The organism is Thalassospira sp. A3_1 (assembly GCF_017744215.1).
Taxonomy (GTDB): Bacteria; Pseudomonadota; Alphaproteobacteria; order Rhodospirillales; family Thalassospiraceae; genus Thalassospira; species Thalassospira lucentensis_A.
In genome coordinates this window covers 609,722-624,375 of record NZ_JAGHQQ010000001.1, presented here as the reverse complement: position 1 = coordinate 624,375, position 14,654 = coordinate 609,722, and the positions used below count along the sequence as shown (strand labels likewise).

Below are 14,654 nucleotides of genomic sequence, written 5' to 3'. Positions count from 1 at the left end.
GACATCGAGATGCCAGGTTTGCAATGATCATTACTTGCCCAGATTGTTCAAAAAAATACTCTGTGAAAACAGAGGCGATCGGCCCAAAGGGCAGAACCGTGCGCTGCAAAAATTGCGGCAATAGCTGGCATCAGGACCCGCCGGGAATGAAAACCCCGTCGCCAGCGCAGGAAAACAAGCTGCCGCCACCTTTCGATCAGGACGGCGCACTTGGTGCCGACTTCAATGCCGACCAGATGCCAGGTCAGGTTGATCCCGGTTTCGAAGAAGCCGATAAAATCCCCGATCCGCCCCCCATCCCGCAGCAGCTGATTCGCAACAATCCGAAGCCGCCTGCGAAATCGAAAAAGGGTGTGGTTGGCTGGATCCTGTTCTTCCTGATCCTTGGCGGGATTGGCGCCGGCGGATATTTTGCCAAAGATATCCTGATCAATCTGTGGCCGCCGATTGCCAAGGTCTATGACATGGTCGGGCTTGACGTCCCGCATGTTGGCGAAGGCCTTGATATTCGTGAATTGCCGCCGACTCGCGAAGAAGAAGATGGTGTCGATGTTCTTGTCGTGCGCGCCGAGATCGTCAATATCAGCGAGGTTGACCGGGTTCTGCCCTATCTGCTGATCGAGCTTCTTGATCCGCTGGATCGTGTGGTTCAGCGCAAAAAAGTGCCGCTGATCTATGACGAAAGTGCGGTTCAGGGCAGTGCGGAAATGCCAATGGAAGCCCAGATGCTGCCGGTTGGCGAAACCATGACGGTAGAAACCAAAATCCGTCGTCCGAACCCGACCGCAACCCGCCTGCAGGTTACATTCCTTGACCCGCGCGAGGCGGTCGAACCCTGATCGGTTTGATCTGAAAATGACAAGGGCAGCGATCCGTCGCTGCCCTTTTTTTATGGTCGTTCGCAAAGGGTCCGGTAGGACGCCCTAGAACCGTTTAAGCAGCCGGTCGATATATTCCTGTTCGATCACCGGGCGGTCCGGGTCGCCGGATCGGCGGCGCAGTTCCTGCAAGATACGCCATGCCCGTTCAAGCGTGTCGACTTCGGGGATGACGGTTGTGCCATCCCCGCCGACAGGCCGGCCAAGCGGATCACGGTTGCCCGACCCGCGCAGTTCATCAAGCATCGGCATCATCTGGCTAAGCCCTTCGAGCGCGCGGCTCAGTTCGCCAATGCCGCGCTGAAGGGCCTCCATGGCCTGTCCCTGCTGTTGCAGGGCTTCGTGGGCGCGGTTGCGGCCAAGGGCTTCTGCGGCGCGCTGCATCGCCTCGATGGCGGTTTCAATGCCACTGAGATTGCCAAACTGGCCAAAGCCGGAATTGTTGGTCAGGTTCTGGGCATCACCGGCAAGGTTTTGCTGTTCCTCGGCCCGGTTGCCATTGCCGCCGGAATTGTTGGATGGGTTGTCGCCCTGGTTCATCAATTCCTGCTGCCGACGGGCAAGATCACGGATGCCATCGAGCATTTCGCGAAGGGTCGATGTGATATCGGTCCCGCCGTCACCCGATGTGACCTGCATGTTTTCAACCAGTTCACGCAGGCGATCAATCAGGGCGCGCGCCTGATCACGGGCACCGGCGCGCATCAGGGCGTCGATCTGATCGACAATGCGCGAAAGGTCCTGCTGTTCAAGGATGGCGGCGGGGGCCTGTTGCTGGCTTTGCTGGTTTTGCGGTGCCTCGCGGGCGAGGGCGGCCATATATTCGTTAAGGGCCCGGCGATAGTTTTCGATCAGCTCGGCGATTTCGGCCTCGGTGACGTTTGGATCGGCGAGTGCTTCGAGCAGCCGTTCCTCGGCCTCCATCAGATTGCGTTCGGCCATGCCATAGCTGCCGCGTTCGATTTCTTCGGCGATGTGCCATAGCAGCCCGGCGACTTCCTGATGGGTGTCGCGGTCGCGCAGATGGGCTGAAAGACGGGCTTCGGTGACCGACAGGGCAAGGAAAATACCGATATGGCCGTTAAATGCCTGCGGGGCATACAGCACGGGCAAAAGGGCATTGCGCATTTCAAGCGCCTTGTCGGGATAACGCAGCAAGCCACGCCGGATCGTGATCAGCTTTTTGGCAACCGGATGGGTGAATTCGCGTTCCGGCAACACTATGGATCGCATGTCGCTTTCGCCGCGCTGCCCGGAATTGTCCTGCGATACCAGTTGCAGATTGACCGGAAGCCCGGCCCAGGGATGCGAAACAAGGTCAAGGAAACGGGGCCCTTCGATCCGGGTCGGCATGGATACAGCACCCCCCTGACCATCGCGACCGGACATATCGATACGGATATTGTCGATCGACCCGAACTGTTCGGCACCAATGCCATCGGTCGCGGGGGTGATGATCAGATCAAGGTTGTTCATGCCGTAATCATCGGTCGCGACATAATCAAGACGGATATGATCGCGGCGGGTCGCCGAGGGCGGACTGACGAATGAAAGGGCGGGCGGTTTATCGGCCACCAGATTGACATTCAGTGTCAGCCGGTCATTGCCCCAGACCGAAATGCGCCACGGCCCGGCCTGATCAAGGGCGGTCGAAATGACATAGCTGTTGTCGCTGCTTTCCGATATGTCGCGTTCGCCGGTGGGGGTATGCAATGTCGGTTGCCAGACACTTCCGATGCTGCCGGCCAGAGTTGACCCGACGGGGACATCCACATCGATGACATTGGGATTCCCGGCGTCTGTATCCGCCGGTTGCTGCTGCGGCTGGTCGGTGCCATCGGCAAAACGCAGGACTCGCGGGATCTGTCCGGTATAGGCAGGCGGGGTGACCCATAATGTGGTGCTGAAATCGGCAGCACCCAGCCGTTGAAGCGGGCTGAATGCCTTATAAAAGCGTTCCCCCATCCGGTCATGGGCGACAAACAGCCCGACGGCGAGGAGCAATACCGGCAAAACCACCAGCCCATAGCGGTCAATGCGCGCCAGCGAGGGCAGGGGGCGGGGCAAATGCAGGTTATCAAGCATCGCCTCGTGACGTTGTAGCTGCTTTTGCCACAGGTAACTGGTTAGCGGGTCGTCACCATCATCGATATGGTCTTCGAGGCTTTGCAGTGGATTGTTTTCAAGGCCATTTTCCTGTTCGATCCTTTGCAGGACAGCACGGCGATTGGGCCAAGCGAAGTGTCGCCACGGCAGGATGATGGCGACAAGCCCGGCAACCGACAGGATCGAAAGCAACATGATATGCCCGGTCGCGGGCAGTATTTCAAAGGTGCCGGTCAGGGTCAGCCCGGCGATCAGCATCACGATTGTCAAAGGCGGGATCAGGCGTGGCCACACCCGTTCCCACGACATGATCATCCGCGCCAGGCGCAGATGCCGTTCCAGTCGGGGATTGGGTGGTATGATCGACATATCGATTTCAGGCCCCTGCAATCGCCCCGTGTCCGGGACATGTGACGCCAGCGTGGTCCTATGAACAGATTTCAGACCTTAATCTAAGTTTGGGGCTTTGGCAGGGCGGGTCAAGTCAGGATCGCGACCGAGCCAAAATAAAAGGCGGTCCGTGATGGGGCAGCATTTGGCGGTATATAAAGTTTTTTCAAAAAAGTTCTTGATTTGTTCTTTTATTTATGGCATAAGAGCAAAGTCAACGGGAGAAATGCACCCGGACCGAAACCCGCAAGGCCTTGTAGGCTCTGCGGGTTTTTGCGTTTGGGGCTGGATGAAAGAGGGGATCAGGATGCAGCGGCAAGGATTGAGGCAGGGTCGCGGGGCAATCCGCAGGATGCTCATCGGCGGATGGCGGAGCCATTACGGCGGCATTCCGCGCCGGTTCTAACAGGTTTCGAACACCCTTATTTGTCATGACGGGAGAGGTGCGTCTTATCGGGGAACGGACCCCGGATTTGCCGAAAGAGGCAGCAATGGCAGTAGTGGCGGCATCGGATTGTGGCCCGTCGGTGGTGGACAGGTTGGGGGCAGTGCGCCCGAAGTCCGTCTGCCGGTGAAAATGGCAGCGGCCCGAGGTGTGTCTGGATGTCGGCGTGGCAGGTTGTCGCCGTGGCCGGACGGTGATCGAGGCGGCAGAGCGGCCGATGAGGGTCCGTCGGCGGCGGTTGCCGGAGGCCCGAGTTTTGTCCGGGCGTCGGTGGTCATGACATTGCCGAAAGGGGCGGAGCGGGTAGCGAGGCTGTGGGCCGTCAGAGGGCCATCTGCTGGCGAGGGATGGTGGAGGCCCGAGGTGCGTCCGGGGTTCGTGATCATGCCATTGCCGGAAGCGGCTGAAGCGGGCAGCGATGTTTTGGGCGGTTTGTGGGTCGTCTGGTGGTTAGGCTTTCGGAGGTCCGAGGTTTGGCCGGGCTTCGTGGTCATGGTGTTGGCGGAAGGGACCGGAGCGGGCGGTAAGGCTGTGGCGGTCAGTGGGACGTCTGTTGGAAGGCCGTGTTTTGGCCGGGTGGGGCATTTCGCCTGCTTCGGGGAAAATCACCCTGTTACCGTGCTTTCGGAGTCTGGTGTTCCTGTCCTGCCCTTGGCCCTCGGAGCCCCCCGGAACCATCCGGGAGATCGAAGGAGATGGGGGCAGGTCAGATGAACCCTGTCGGACAGGATGCGGATATGCAGAAGGCGGCCTTTGGTGTTGAAAGGCCGCCTTGCAAAGTTTTTCCGGGTTCTTCTGCGTTCTGCCGGGCCGGATCAGTCCAGCCAGTCGGGAATGCGGTCCAGACCGATCAGGTCGTCAATCGACTGACGTGGGCGGACGATGGCGAAGTCGTCGCCCTTGACCAGAACTTCGGGCGTCAGGGCACGGGTGTTGTAGGTCGATGACATCACCGCGCCATAGGCACCTGCCGACATGACGGCGACCAGATCGCCCGGTTTCAGGTCATCGGGCAGTTTGCGGTCCTTGCCAAAGGTGTCGCCGGTTTCGCAGACCGGTCCGACGATATCGACGGTCGCCTGTTTGTCGCCTTCACCCTGTTCATCGACAGGGATGATTTCGTGATAGGCGCTGTAAAGCGTTGGCCGGATCAGGTCGTTCATCGCGGCATCGAGAATGACAAAGCGTTTGGCTTCGCCGTCCTTGATATACATGACACGCGAAATCATCACACCGGCATTGCCAGCGATCAGGCGGCCCGGTTCGAGCGTGATGTGGCAGCCAAGGTGACCGACGGTTTCACGCACCATCTGGCCATAGGCATCGGGCAGGGGCGGTGTTTCGCCCTGATAGGCAATGCCAAGCCCGCCACCAAGGTCGAGGTTGCGGATATTGATGCCTTCGGCGCGAAGCTTTTCGACCAGCCCGGCAAGACGGGTGAATGCCTCGCGGAAGGGGGCAAGATCGGTCAGCTGCGATCCGATATGCATCGCAATGCCGGTGACTTCGATCCCGTCCATGGCGGCGGCCATACGGTAAACCTCGATCGCGCGGGTCCAGTCGATGCCGAATTTGTTTTCGGCCTTGCCGGTGGCGATCTTTTCATGGGTCTTGGCATCGACATGCGGGTTGATGCGGATCGCGATGCGGGCCTTTTTGCCCATGTCGAGGGCAACCCGGTTGAGTTCTTCAAGTTCCGGAATGCTTTCGACATTGATCTGGGCGATATCGGCATCAAGGGCTTCGCGCATTTCGGCATCGGCCTTGCCAACGCCGGAAAAGATGACTTTGCCCGGGGCAACACCGGCACGCAGGGCGCGGCGCATTTCACCAACCGAAACCACATCGGCACCGGCACCCAGTTTGGCGAGCGTTTTCAGGACAGCCTGATTGGAGTTTGCCTTGATCGCATAGCAAACCGTGGCATCAAGCCCGTCAAACGCACCGGCATAAACCTTGTAATGACGTTCAAGGGTGGCGGTGGAATAGCAATAGAACGGCGTGCCGACTTTTTCGGCAAGCTCGGGGATGGAAACGCCTTCTGCGTGAAGGACGCCATCAATATATTCAAAATGGTTCATTGTGCCGGATATGTCCGTGGATATTTGTTGCCTTCGTCGGTCGGTGGTTCAAGCGGGCCTTTTTTGCCGCAGGCGGCAACAGACAGGCCCAGCATCACCGCCAGTACGATCACTGTGCTGCGTTTAAAGATCGGGTTGCTCATTTCAGGAACCTTTCCTTTGCCGCCGCGACCTGTTCCTTGACGCGGACCGGGGCGGTGCCGCCAAAGCTTTGACGTGCGCTGACCGATGCCTCGACAGTCAGGACGTCGTAAACGGCGTTGGTGATTTTCGGTTCGATCCCCTGAAGGTCTTCGAGCGAAAGCTGATCGAGATCGCAACCCTTGCCTTCGGCAAGTTTCACGGTGGCACCGACCACGTGATGGGCGTCGCGGAACGGCATGCCAAGTTCGGCGACCAGCCAGTCGGCAAGATCGGTTGCGGTGGTGTAACCCGCACCGGCAGCCGCACGCATATTGTCCTTATGCACCTTCATGTCGGCAATCATACCGGTCATGGCGGCGACACAAAGACCCAGATGGTCGTGGGCCTCGAATACCGGTTCCTTGTCTTCCTGCATGTCCTTGGAATAGGCCAGCGGCAGACCCTTCATCGAGAGCATCAGGGAATTGTAGCAGCCAACGATACGACCGATCTTGGAGCGGATCAGCTCTGCGGCATCGGGATTGCGTTTCTGCGGCATGATCGAGGAGCCGGTGGAGAACTTGTCCGACATGCCGACAAAGCGGAACTGTGCCGAACACCAGATCACCATTTCCTCGGCCAGGCGCGACAGGTGCATGGCGGTGATCGAGGCCGCGTTCAGATATTCCAGCGCAAAGTCGCGATCCGACACCGCATCCAGCGAGTTCGCGGTCGGGCGATCAAAGCCAAGGGACGATGCCGTCATGTGACGGTCAATCGGATAAGGCGTTCCGGCAAGGGCCGCCGAACCCAGCGGGTTTTCATTGGCGCGCGTGCGGCAATCGGCAACGCGGCCACGATCCCGGCCAAACATTTCGACATAGGCCAGCAGATGATGGCCAAAGGTGACCGGCTGGGCGGCCTGAAGGTGGGTGAAGCCCGGCATGATGGTTTCAGCATGGGTGCCGGCCTGTTCAACCAGTGCTTCCTGAAGGCCCTTGAGCCCGGCTTCAAGATCGGCCAGTGCCACGTCGCGCACCCAGAGTTTGAAATCGGTGGCGACCTGGTCATTACGGGAGCGCGCGGTATGCAGGCGACCGGCGGCAGGCCCGATCAGATCACGCAGGCGGCTTTCGACATTCATGTGGATGTCTTCAAGGGCGGCAGAGAAGGTAAACTGGCCGCTCTCGATTTCTTGAAGAATCTGGTCTAGACCCGCGACTATTTTCTCGCCATCTTCTGCGGGGATGATCTTCTGCTTGACCAGCATGGCGCAATGGGCTTTGGAACCCTGAATGTCCTGGGCGTACAGGCGTTTGTCAAAGCCGATGGAAGCATTGATTTCTTCCATGATGGCGGACGGGCCCGCTTCAAAGCGGCCTCCCCACAGGGCGTTGGCATTTTTCTGGTCGGTGGCGTTTTGATCGGTCATTGTGATCCGCAAGCGTTGGAAAGGTGAGTATTGTGAAGGCACTGCTTCGTTACGTAAAACTGGGCGTGATTGTCGCCATATCGGCCATTTATGCAAGCCCTGCCTTTGCAGATACGCAATTGCCGCAAGAACTTTCGAAAATGGACACCGCACCTGATAGCACAAGCCTGCCGGAAAAGGCGGTTTTCATCGAAAAAGATGGCAGCGAAAGTGACCTTAAAGACCTGAAAGGTCAGGTTATTCTGGTCAATCTTTGGGCGACATGGTGCGCGCCCTGTATCGAAGAAATGCCCGATCTTGATCGTCTGGCGTCTGAGATGGAGGGCAAGCCGTTCCGTGTTCTGGCCCTTAGCCAGGATCGCGGCGGGGCAGAAATCGTGCAGGAATTCTTTGATGAAAACGGAATCGACCATCTTGATGTCGTGCTTGATCCGCGCGGGGCGACCGCACGTGCCTTTGGCGCGCGCGGTCTTCCGACCAGTTTCGTGATTGATGCCGACGGGCAGATCATCGGCAAGCTGGAAGGGACGGCCAAATGGGATGCCGATCCGGTCATCGATTATTTCAACAGCCTGATTGATGCCGCGTCCTGACGCGATCAGGTGCCGGTATCTTGTTCCAGAAGCGATAAAACCTGATCCAGCGTCGGGGCGGCATCGGCGGCACCATAGCGTGTGGTCGCCAATGCCCCGGTCGCACAGGCAAAGCGGACGGCATCGCGCAAGGATCGTTCTTCATGCAGGGCCACGGCCAGGCCGCCGTTAAAGCAATCGCCCGCCGCAACCGTATCAATCGCCGAGACATCAAAGGGCGGGACCATCCCGGACTGATCGCCATCGGAATAAAACGCGCCCTTTGATCCCATTTTGATAATCGCGATACTGGCGCCCATTTCGCGCAGCTTTTCGGCGGCCTGATGGGCGGTTTCAAGGTTTTCGGGAAGAATGCCGGTCATGGCGAAACATTCGCTGCTATTGGGGGTGACGATATCGGTCAGCGCCATCAGATCGCGCAGAACAACCCGGTCGGGTACCGGTGCCGGATCAAGAATGATGGTGGCCCCGGCGTCGCGGGCATATTTCATGGCGCAGGCCACGGCGACGACCGGGCATTCAAGCTGCACCAGCAGATAGTCGCAATGTTCAAGGAAAACCTGCTTTTCGCGGATGTCGGCGCGGCTCATGGTCATGTTGGCCCCACCGGCCACGGTGATGATGTTTTCCCCGGCATCGTCGATTGATATCAGGGCGGTGCCGGTCTGTGCATCCGTCGTCTGGATCAGCTGGTTGGTGTCAAATCCTTCGATTTTGAGCGTATCAATCAGGCTGCGTCCCAGAACATCATTGCCGATTTTGGAAATGAAAACAGGTTTCTGCCCCAGACGGGCCACGGCAACCGCCTGATTGCATCCCTTTCCCCCCGGTCCTGTGATGTAATCCTTGGCCGATACGGTTTGGCCGGGTTTGGGCAATTCGGCAACGCGGGCGGCAAAATCGATATTGGAACTTCCGACAATGGCAATGGTCATGGGCTATCCGATTGGCAAATTTCTAATACCTTTTGCTGATATTGGCATCTTTTGAAGTGATTAAAGAACCCGGTGCAACATTTCAGGTGAAATGCATCACACCGCAAAAAAGCCGATCAGGTGGGGCAAAAGGTATCAGTCTGGTGGCGTGGATCAGGCGGGTTGGAATTCTTCGCGGAGCGCAGAATAGATGCGTTTGAATTTGGCAAATCGCGGCTGATAGGCCGCGTGTCTGTTCATATCGGGTTCGATCACTTCCTGAATGGCCGGTTTCTGGCAGACATCCTCGACCGTTTCGTTATCGAGTGCCAGCCGTCCAAGACGGGCCGCGCCAAAGGCCGGGCCCTTGGCCGCCCCTTCGTATCGGGCAAGCGGGCAGCCCATGATGTCCGATATCAACTGAATCCAGTATCGGCTGCGGGCACCGCCGCCAATGACACCGGGCAATTCACAATGCGTTCCGGCGGCATGCAGGCGCGACTGCCCATCCAGAAGGGCAAAACCGACACCTTCGAGCACCGACTGCACCATTGTTTCGCGTGATGTGTCACTGCCAAGGCCAAAGAACACGCCGCGCGCATAGGGATCGTTATGCGGGGTCCGTTCGCCATTAAGGTAGGGCAGGAACACGACATCCGAGGGCGCCTTGTGCCCGGCTTCGGTCCGTTGCAGCAATGCGCCGATATCCTTTTCACCCAACAGGTTTGCCGCCCACAAAAGGCAGCTTGCCCCGTTCAGAAGGACGGCCATCTGGAACCAGTGCTGGGGCACGGCATGGGCGAAGCTGTGCAGAAGTTCCTGTGGTTTCGGGCGATAACGATCCGATGCGACGAAAATCTGTGACGATGTGCCAAGCGAAATGAAGCCGTCGCCGTGGCTGACCGCGCCGACACCGATGCCACCGGTCGCGGCATCCCCGCCGCCGCCCGCAACAATCACGGTCGGCTTCATGTCCCAGCGCGTCGCCAGTTCACCGCGCAGATGGCCGGTGGGGTCGCTGCCTTCGACAAGGCGGGGTAGTTGGGCGATATCCATGCCGGTTGCGGCGATGGCGTCAAAATTCCAGCTTCGGCTTTCTTCATCAAGCCAGAGCGTGCCGGCGGCATCCGACATTTCGGTGACCTTTTCGCCGGTCAGGCAGAAACGGATGTAATCCTTGGGCAGCAGGACGGTTTTGATCCGGGCAAAGATTTCGGGTTCGTGTTTGCGCAGCCAGATCAGTTTGGGCGCGGTCATGCCCGGCATGGCGACCACACCGGCACGCGAAGGCAGGTCGGGCAGGGCGGCCTGCAATTCATCGCATTCGGCCTTGGCCCGGCCGTCATTCCACAGGATCGCCGGGCGGAGCGGTTTATCATCGGCATCAAGGATCACCGCCCCGTGCATCTGGCCGGACAGGCCAATCGCGCGAACCGCGGCAAGGGCGGCGGGATTGGATGATTTCAACTGATCCATCGCCGTGCAGGTCGCAGCCCACCAGTCATCCGGGTGCTGTTCGCTCCAGAATGGTTTGGGGTTGCTGAGCGTCAGGGGCACATCTGTTTCGGCGACGGTGACCGAATGTTCATCCATCAGAAGCGCTTTAACGGCAGATGTGCCGACATCTATTCCGAGAAACATGTGGGACGGCCTCCTGGGTCCTGACCTGGACTCTTTTTGATCTTCGTTACTTGCGGTCATCATAGCAGGGCAATTTCTGATCGAAAGATCAAAAGCTTTGCACGTCGGTTAAATCATCAAGGCGGGGGGGTATACCCCCAATGCAAAAAGGCCACCGCAGTGATGCGATGGCCTTTTGAATTTTTGATCCGGCGATGATCAGCGGGTCGGAACCGGCTCGTCGCCGCTATAGTCATAGAAGCCGCGGCCGACCTTGCGGCCAAGCCAGCCGGCTTCGACATATTTGACCAGAAGCGGGCAGGGGCGATATTTGGTATCGGCCAGACCATCATGCAGGACATGCATGATCGACAGGCAGGTATCCAGACCAATGAAATCGGCCAGTTGCAGCGGACCCATCGGATGGTTTGCGCCAAGGCGCATGGCATCGTCGATGGACCGGACATTGCCGACACCTTCGTAAAGCGTATAGATCGCTTCGTTGATCATCGGCAGCAGAATACGGTTGACGATGAAAGCCGGGAAATCTTCGGCACTTGCCGTGTCCTTGCCCAGTTTCTTGGTCAGTTCATGAATGGTGCGATAGGTCGGCTCGTCCGTGGCGATACCACGGATCAGTTCGACCAGCTTCATCAGCGGCACCGGATTCATGAAGTGCATGCCCATGAATTTCGACGGGCGGTCTGTATAGGAAGCCAGACGCGTCACCGAAATGGACGATGTGTTGGTCGCAATGATGGCTTCGGGACCCAGAACCGGACACAGAGCCTTGAAAATCTGTTTCTTGGTCTCTTCGTTTTCGGTTGCGGCCTCGATCACGAGATCGCAGTCAGACAGGAAGCTGTAATCCGTACCCGTGGTAATCCGGGCAAGGGCCGCTTCTTTCTGTGCCTCGGTAATCAGGTCTTTCTTGACCTGACGATCCATGTTCTTGCCAATCAGGCCAAGCGCCTTGTCGAGCGCCTCTGCCGATACGTCAAGCAGTCGGACGTCGTAGTCGGCAAGCGCAATCACATGAGCAATCCCGTTGCCCATCTGACCGGCGCCGATTACGCCAATGGTCTTGATATCTTCAAGCGAAGCCATTTGTTCCCCACTCATCCCCCAGGGTCAAAACAAGGTCAGAACAATGTTCTTTGACTGTTCTGACCCTAGATGGGATCTGATTATTTGTCGAGTTCGCTCGCCAGTGCGGGAAGGGCCTCGAACAGGTCCGCGACAAGACCGTAATCGGCAACCGAGAAGATCGGTGCTTCTTCGTCCTTGTTGATCGCAACAATGACCTTACTGTCCTTCATGCCGGCAAGGTGCTGTATCGCACCTGAAATGCCTACCGCAATGTATAGCTGCGGTGCAACAACTTTGCCGGTCTGGCCGACCTGCCAGTCGTTCGGAGCGTATCCCGCATCGACTGCGGCGCGCGAAGCGCCAATGGCAGCGCCGAGTTTATCGGCAATCGGTTCGATCAGGTGGAAGTTCTCGCCCGAGCCCATGCCGCGACCGCCAGAGATGACAACACTGGCTGCGGTCAGTTCCGGACGTTCCGACTCGGTCAGTTCCTGACTGACAAAAGCGGATTTTCCGGCATCTTTCGCAGTTGCGATATCTTCGATCGATGCAGAACCGCCTTCGGCCGCGACCGGATCAAAGCCCGTGGTACGGACGGTGATCAGTTTCAGGCTGTCTGACGACTGAACGGTTGCCATCGCGTTACCGGCATAGATCGGACGAACGAACGTATCGGCACTTTCGACATCGGTGATGTCGGAAATCTGCGCGACGTCTTTCAATGCTGCAACGCGGGGCATGAAGTTTTTGCCCGTGGTCGAAGCCGCCACCAGAACGTGGCTGTAATCACCGGCCAGTTCATTGACGAGACCGGCCAGGTTTTCAGCCAGGAAATGGCCATAGGCCGCGTTATCGGCAACCAGAACCTTGGAAACGCCCGCCACCTTTGCGGCCGCATCGGCAACCGCACGGCAGTTTTCGCCAGCGACCAGAATGGTGATGTCGCCACCGATTTTCTGTGCGGCGGCAACGGTGTTGAGCGTTGCGCCCTTCAGTTCGGTATTGTCGTGTTCGGCAATAACAAGAATGCTCATTTGATCGGCCCCCGCTTAAATCACTTTGGCTTCGTTGCGAAGCTTGTCGACAAGCTCGGCGACGCTGGCAACTTTTACACCTGCCTGACGTGCCGGCGGTTCCGTCACTTTCAGGGTTTTCAGGCGCGGCGCGGTGTCGACACCAAGATCAGCCGGGCTTAGCGTATCAAGCGGCTTTTTCTTGGCTTTCATGATGTTGGGAAGCGACGCATAGCGCGGCTCGTTCAGGCGAAGGTCGGTGGTGACGATGGCCGGAAGGTCGATCTTGATGGTTTCAAGGCCACCATCGACTTCGCGGGTGACGTCAAGCTTGCCATCGGCAACGGCGACCTTGGACGCGAACGTACCCTGCGGCCAGTCCAGAAGGGCGGCCAGCATCTGACCGGTCTGGTTGGCGTCGTCATCAATTGCCTGTTTGCCGAGGATCACGAGATCCGGGCTTTCCTTGGCAACGACTTCCTTGAGAAGTTTGGCAACGGCAAGCGGTTGCAGTTCGTCGTCGGTTTCGACCAGAATGCCGCGATCGGCACCCATGGCAAGGGCGGTACGCAGTGTTTCCTGACACTGTTTCACACCCAGCGATACAGCGACCACTTCGGTCGCGGTGCCGGCTTCCTTGAGGCGGACGGCCTCTTCAACGGCGATTTCGTCAAACGGGTTCATGGACATTTTGACGTTGTTCAATTCAACGCCAGACTGGTCCTGTTTGACACGGATCTTGACGTTGTAATCCACAACGCGCTTAACGGCGACAAGAACCTTCATGACAGACCTGTTCGTTTTTGTTGTCGAAGCTATGGGCTTGCTGCGTTCTGCCGGGGCAGTCCGCAGTGGGGCCCGATGTTACTGTTTTCCCCGCGATGCACAATAGGGGGTGCTACGGGGCTTGTCAATTTACGTAAAGAGGTTAACGTTAACGACAACTTCTTTACTGAAATTCTGAAGTCTCGGGCTGCCTTGATACGCAACCGAACCCTGAAAAGACAGGGGTTTGTTCGAATATTTGCCTAGCGGGTCAGGCCGGGTTGCCACAGGATATCGTCCTTGCCGCCATTATTGGCATGGCGGGCCAGAACGAACATATGGTCCGACAGGCGGTTGATGTACCGCACCGCTTCGGGGTTGATCGCCTCGATTCCCGAGAGCTCCACAATCAGCCGTTCGGCGCGGCGCGATACGGTGCGCGCGACATGAAGCTGTGCCGAAAGGGCGCTGCCACCGGGCAGGACAAAGGATTTCAGCGGATCAAGACCGGCATTGATCGCGTCGATTTCGCTTTCCAGCCGCTCGGTTTGCGTGGCCGTAATGCGAAGGGCCGGGCGTTCCGGGTTGTCATCACTGCCATCACCGGGCGTACACAGATCGGCACCAAGATCAAAAAGGTCGTTCTGGATGCGGGCCAGCATATCATCGACATCACCACTCGCATGCAGGCGGGCGACCCCGATCACCGCATTGGTTTCGTCCACCGTGCCATAGGCGGCAACGCGAATATCGTTTTTGGCAACGCGGGTGCCATTGCCAAGGGCGGTTTTGCCCTTGTCGCCGGATTTGGTGTAGATGCGGGTCAGTTGAACCATCTTGAATTCCGTTGTCCTGATGCGTGACTTTCGGGGTGGATCATCGGCGGGCTTATTTGCCCAGCGCCATGAAGGACAGGATGACCAGAAGCAGCAGGGCAATCCCCTGTACCAGTACGCGAAGCTGCATCAGCTTGTTGGATTTCCTGGCATCCTTGCCACGCGCCATGGTGATGATGCCAAGCACCAGAATAACCGCGACCGCGGCCATCGCGATCAGAACGCCAATCTGTAAAAATCCAGCCATACCGGACTACTCCTTTGTGCCGCCCTTGCGGGTGTGATGTGCCGGGCGGGGCGACATGCTGCGTCAAACTGCGGGCGGGGGCAAGGTCGCAGATCGAAAAATCTTTGCGATTTCCGATGGCT

13 protein-coding genes are annotated in these 14,654 nt (G+C 58.1%); 2 read left to right on the top strand and 11 right to left on the bottom strand.

Features of this window, described 5'->3' with window-relative positions:
- Positions 1 to 23: 23 nt before the first annotated feature.
- Positions 24 to 839, top strand: coding sequence for a DUF3426 domain-containing protein (locus J7395_RS02835; protein ID WP_082832870.1), 816 nt, complete (start codon positions 24 to 26; stop codon positions 837 to 839).
- A gap of 84 nt (positions 840 to 923) precedes the next feature.
- Here the strand turns inward: J7395_RS02835 and J7395_RS02830 are convergent, their stop codons facing one another.
- The 4 genes from J7395_RS02830 to argH all read right to left on the bottom strand — a co-directional run bounded on the left by J7395_RS02830 (position 924) and on the right by argH (position 7,455).
- Positions 924 to 3,353: a DUF4175 family protein gene (locus J7395_RS02830; protein ID WP_247741932.1), complete on the bottom strand. Its 2,430-nt coding sequence runs from the start codon at positions 3,351 to 3,353 to the stop codon at positions 924 to 926.
- Between the two features lie 1,281 nt (positions 3,354 to 4,634).
- Positions 4,635 to 5,900, bottom strand: coding sequence for a diaminopimelate decarboxylase (gene lysA / locus J7395_RS02825; RefSeq protein ID WP_209220458.1), 1,266 nt, complete (start codon positions 5,898 to 5,900; stop codon positions 4,635 to 4,637).
- Complete coding sequence (locus J7395_RS02820; protein ID WP_147250134.1) at positions 5,897 to 6,043, bottom strand: lipoprotein; 147 nt, start codon at positions 6,041 to 6,043, stop codon at positions 5,897 to 5,899. The genes lysA and J7395_RS02820 overlap by 4 nt, the downstream gene beginning before the upstream one ends.
- Positions 6,040 to 7,455, bottom strand: a complete 1,416-nt coding sequence (gene argH, locus J7395_RS02815; protein WP_062948436.1) for an argininosuccinate lyase — start codon at positions 7,453 to 7,455, stop codon at positions 6,040 to 6,042. Before argH ends, J7395_RS02820 begins: the two co-directional genes overlap by 4 nt.
- 32 nt (positions 7,456 to 7,487) lie before the next feature.
- Here argH and J7395_RS02810 point away from each other — a divergent pair, with 32 nt between their 5' ends.
- Positions 7,488 to 8,048 (top strand): TlpA disulfide reductase family protein, encoded by a 561-nt coding sequence (locus J7395_RS02810; RefSeq protein ID WP_209220457.1) that lies wholly within the window; start codon positions 7,488 to 7,490, stop codon positions 8,046 to 8,048.
- A 5-nt stretch (positions 8,049 to 8,053) separates the two neighbouring features.
- On the opposite strand, the gene rbsK is transcribed toward J7395_RS02810, so the two are convergent.
- The 7 genes from rbsK to J7395_RS02775 all read right to left on the bottom strand — a co-directional run bounded on the left by rbsK (position 8,054) and on the right by J7395_RS02775 (position 14,532).
- Positions 8,054 to 8,983, bottom strand: a complete 930-nt coding sequence (gene rbsK, locus J7395_RS02805; RefSeq protein WP_209220456.1) for a ribokinase — start codon at positions 8,981 to 8,983, stop codon at positions 8,054 to 8,056.
- A 153-nt stretch (positions 8,984 to 9,136) separates the two neighbouring features.
- The gene (gene xylB, locus J7395_RS02800) at positions 9,137 to 10,603 is read right to left on the bottom strand and encodes a xylulokinase (RefSeq protein WP_209220455.1); all 1,467 of its coding nucleotides are present in this window, start codon (positions 10,601 to 10,603) and stop codon (positions 9,137 to 9,139) included.
- Positions 10,604 to 10,801: 198 nt separating this feature from the next.
- Positions 10,802 to 11,689 (bottom strand): 3-hydroxybutyryl-CoA dehydrogenase, encoded by an 888-nt coding sequence (locus tag J7395_RS02795; protein WP_062948428.1) that lies wholly within the window; start codon positions 11,687 to 11,689, stop codon positions 10,802 to 10,804.
- Positions 11,690 to 11,769: 80 nt separating this feature from the next.
- On the bottom strand, positions 11,770 to 12,705 hold the full coding sequence (locus J7395_RS02790; RefSeq protein ID WP_062948426.1) for an FAD-binding protein: 936 nt from the start codon (positions 12,703 to 12,705) through the stop codon (positions 11,770 to 11,772).
- Positions 12,706 to 12,720: 15 nt separating this feature from the next.
- Positions 12,721 to 13,470, bottom strand: coding sequence for an electron transfer flavoprotein subunit beta/FixA family protein (locus J7395_RS02785; protein ID WP_037987118.1), 750 nt, complete (start codon positions 13,468 to 13,470; stop codon positions 12,721 to 12,723).
- A 242-nt stretch (positions 13,471 to 13,712) separates the two neighbouring features.
- Complete coding sequence (locus tag J7395_RS02780) at positions 13,713 to 14,285, bottom strand: cob(I)yrinic acid a,c-diamide adenosyltransferase (protein WP_209220454.1); 573 nt, start codon at positions 14,283 to 14,285, stop codon at positions 13,713 to 13,715.
- 52 nt (positions 14,286 to 14,337) lie between these two features.
- Complete coding sequence (locus tag J7395_RS02775; protein ID WP_062961271.1) at positions 14,338 to 14,532, bottom strand: twin transmembrane helix small protein; 195 nt, start codon at positions 14,530 to 14,532, stop codon at positions 14,338 to 14,340.
- Positions 14,533 to 14,654 lie beyond the last annotated feature (122 nt).

Bases quoted from the DNA above. Each gene is read 5' to 3' on its own strand.
- J7395_RS02820 (WP_147250134.1), bottom strand. From the start codon at position 6,043: ATGAGCAACCCGATCTTTAAACGCAGCACAGTGATCGTACTGGCGGTG.
- rbsK (WP_209220456.1), bottom strand. From the start codon at position 8,983: ATGACCATTGCCATTGTCGGAAGTTCCAATATCGATTTTGCCGCCCGC.
- J7395_RS02790 (WP_062948426.1), bottom strand. From the start codon at position 12,705: ATGAGCATTCTTGTTATTGCCGAACACGACAATACCGAACTGAAGGGC.
- J7395_RS02835 (WP_082832870.1), top strand. From the start codon at position 24: ATGATCATTACTTGCCCAGATTGTTCAAAAAAATACTCTGTGAAAACA.
- J7395_RS02780 (WP_209220454.1), bottom strand. From the start codon at position 14,285: ATGGTTCAACTGACCCGCATCTACACCAAATCCGGCGACAAGGGCAAA.
- J7395_RS02785 (WP_037987118.1), bottom strand. From the start codon at position 13,470: ATGAAGGTTCTTGTCGCCGTTAAGCGCGTTGTGGATTACAACGTCAAG.
- J7395_RS02830 (WP_247741932.1), bottom strand. From the start codon at position 3,353: ATGTCGATCATACCACCCAATCCCCGACTGGAACGGCATCTGCGCCTG.
- xylB (WP_209220455.1), bottom strand. From the start codon at position 10,603: ATGTTTCTCGGAATAGATGTCGGCACATCTGCCGTTAAAGCGCTTCTG.
- lysA (WP_209220458.1), bottom strand. From the start codon at position 5,900: ATGAACCATTTTGAATATATTGATGGCGTCCTTCACGCAGAAGGCGTT.
- argH (WP_062948436.1), bottom strand. From the start codon at position 7,455: ATGACCGATCAAAACGCCACCGACCAGAAAAATGCCAACGCCCTGTGG.
- J7395_RS02775 (WP_062961271.1), bottom strand. From the start codon at position 14,532: ATGGCTGGATTTTTACAGATTGGCGTTCTGATCGCGATGGCCGCGGTC.
- J7395_RS02795 (WP_062948428.1), bottom strand. From the start codon at position 11,689: ATGGCTTCGCTTGAAGATATCAAGACCATTGGCGTAATCGGCGCCGGT.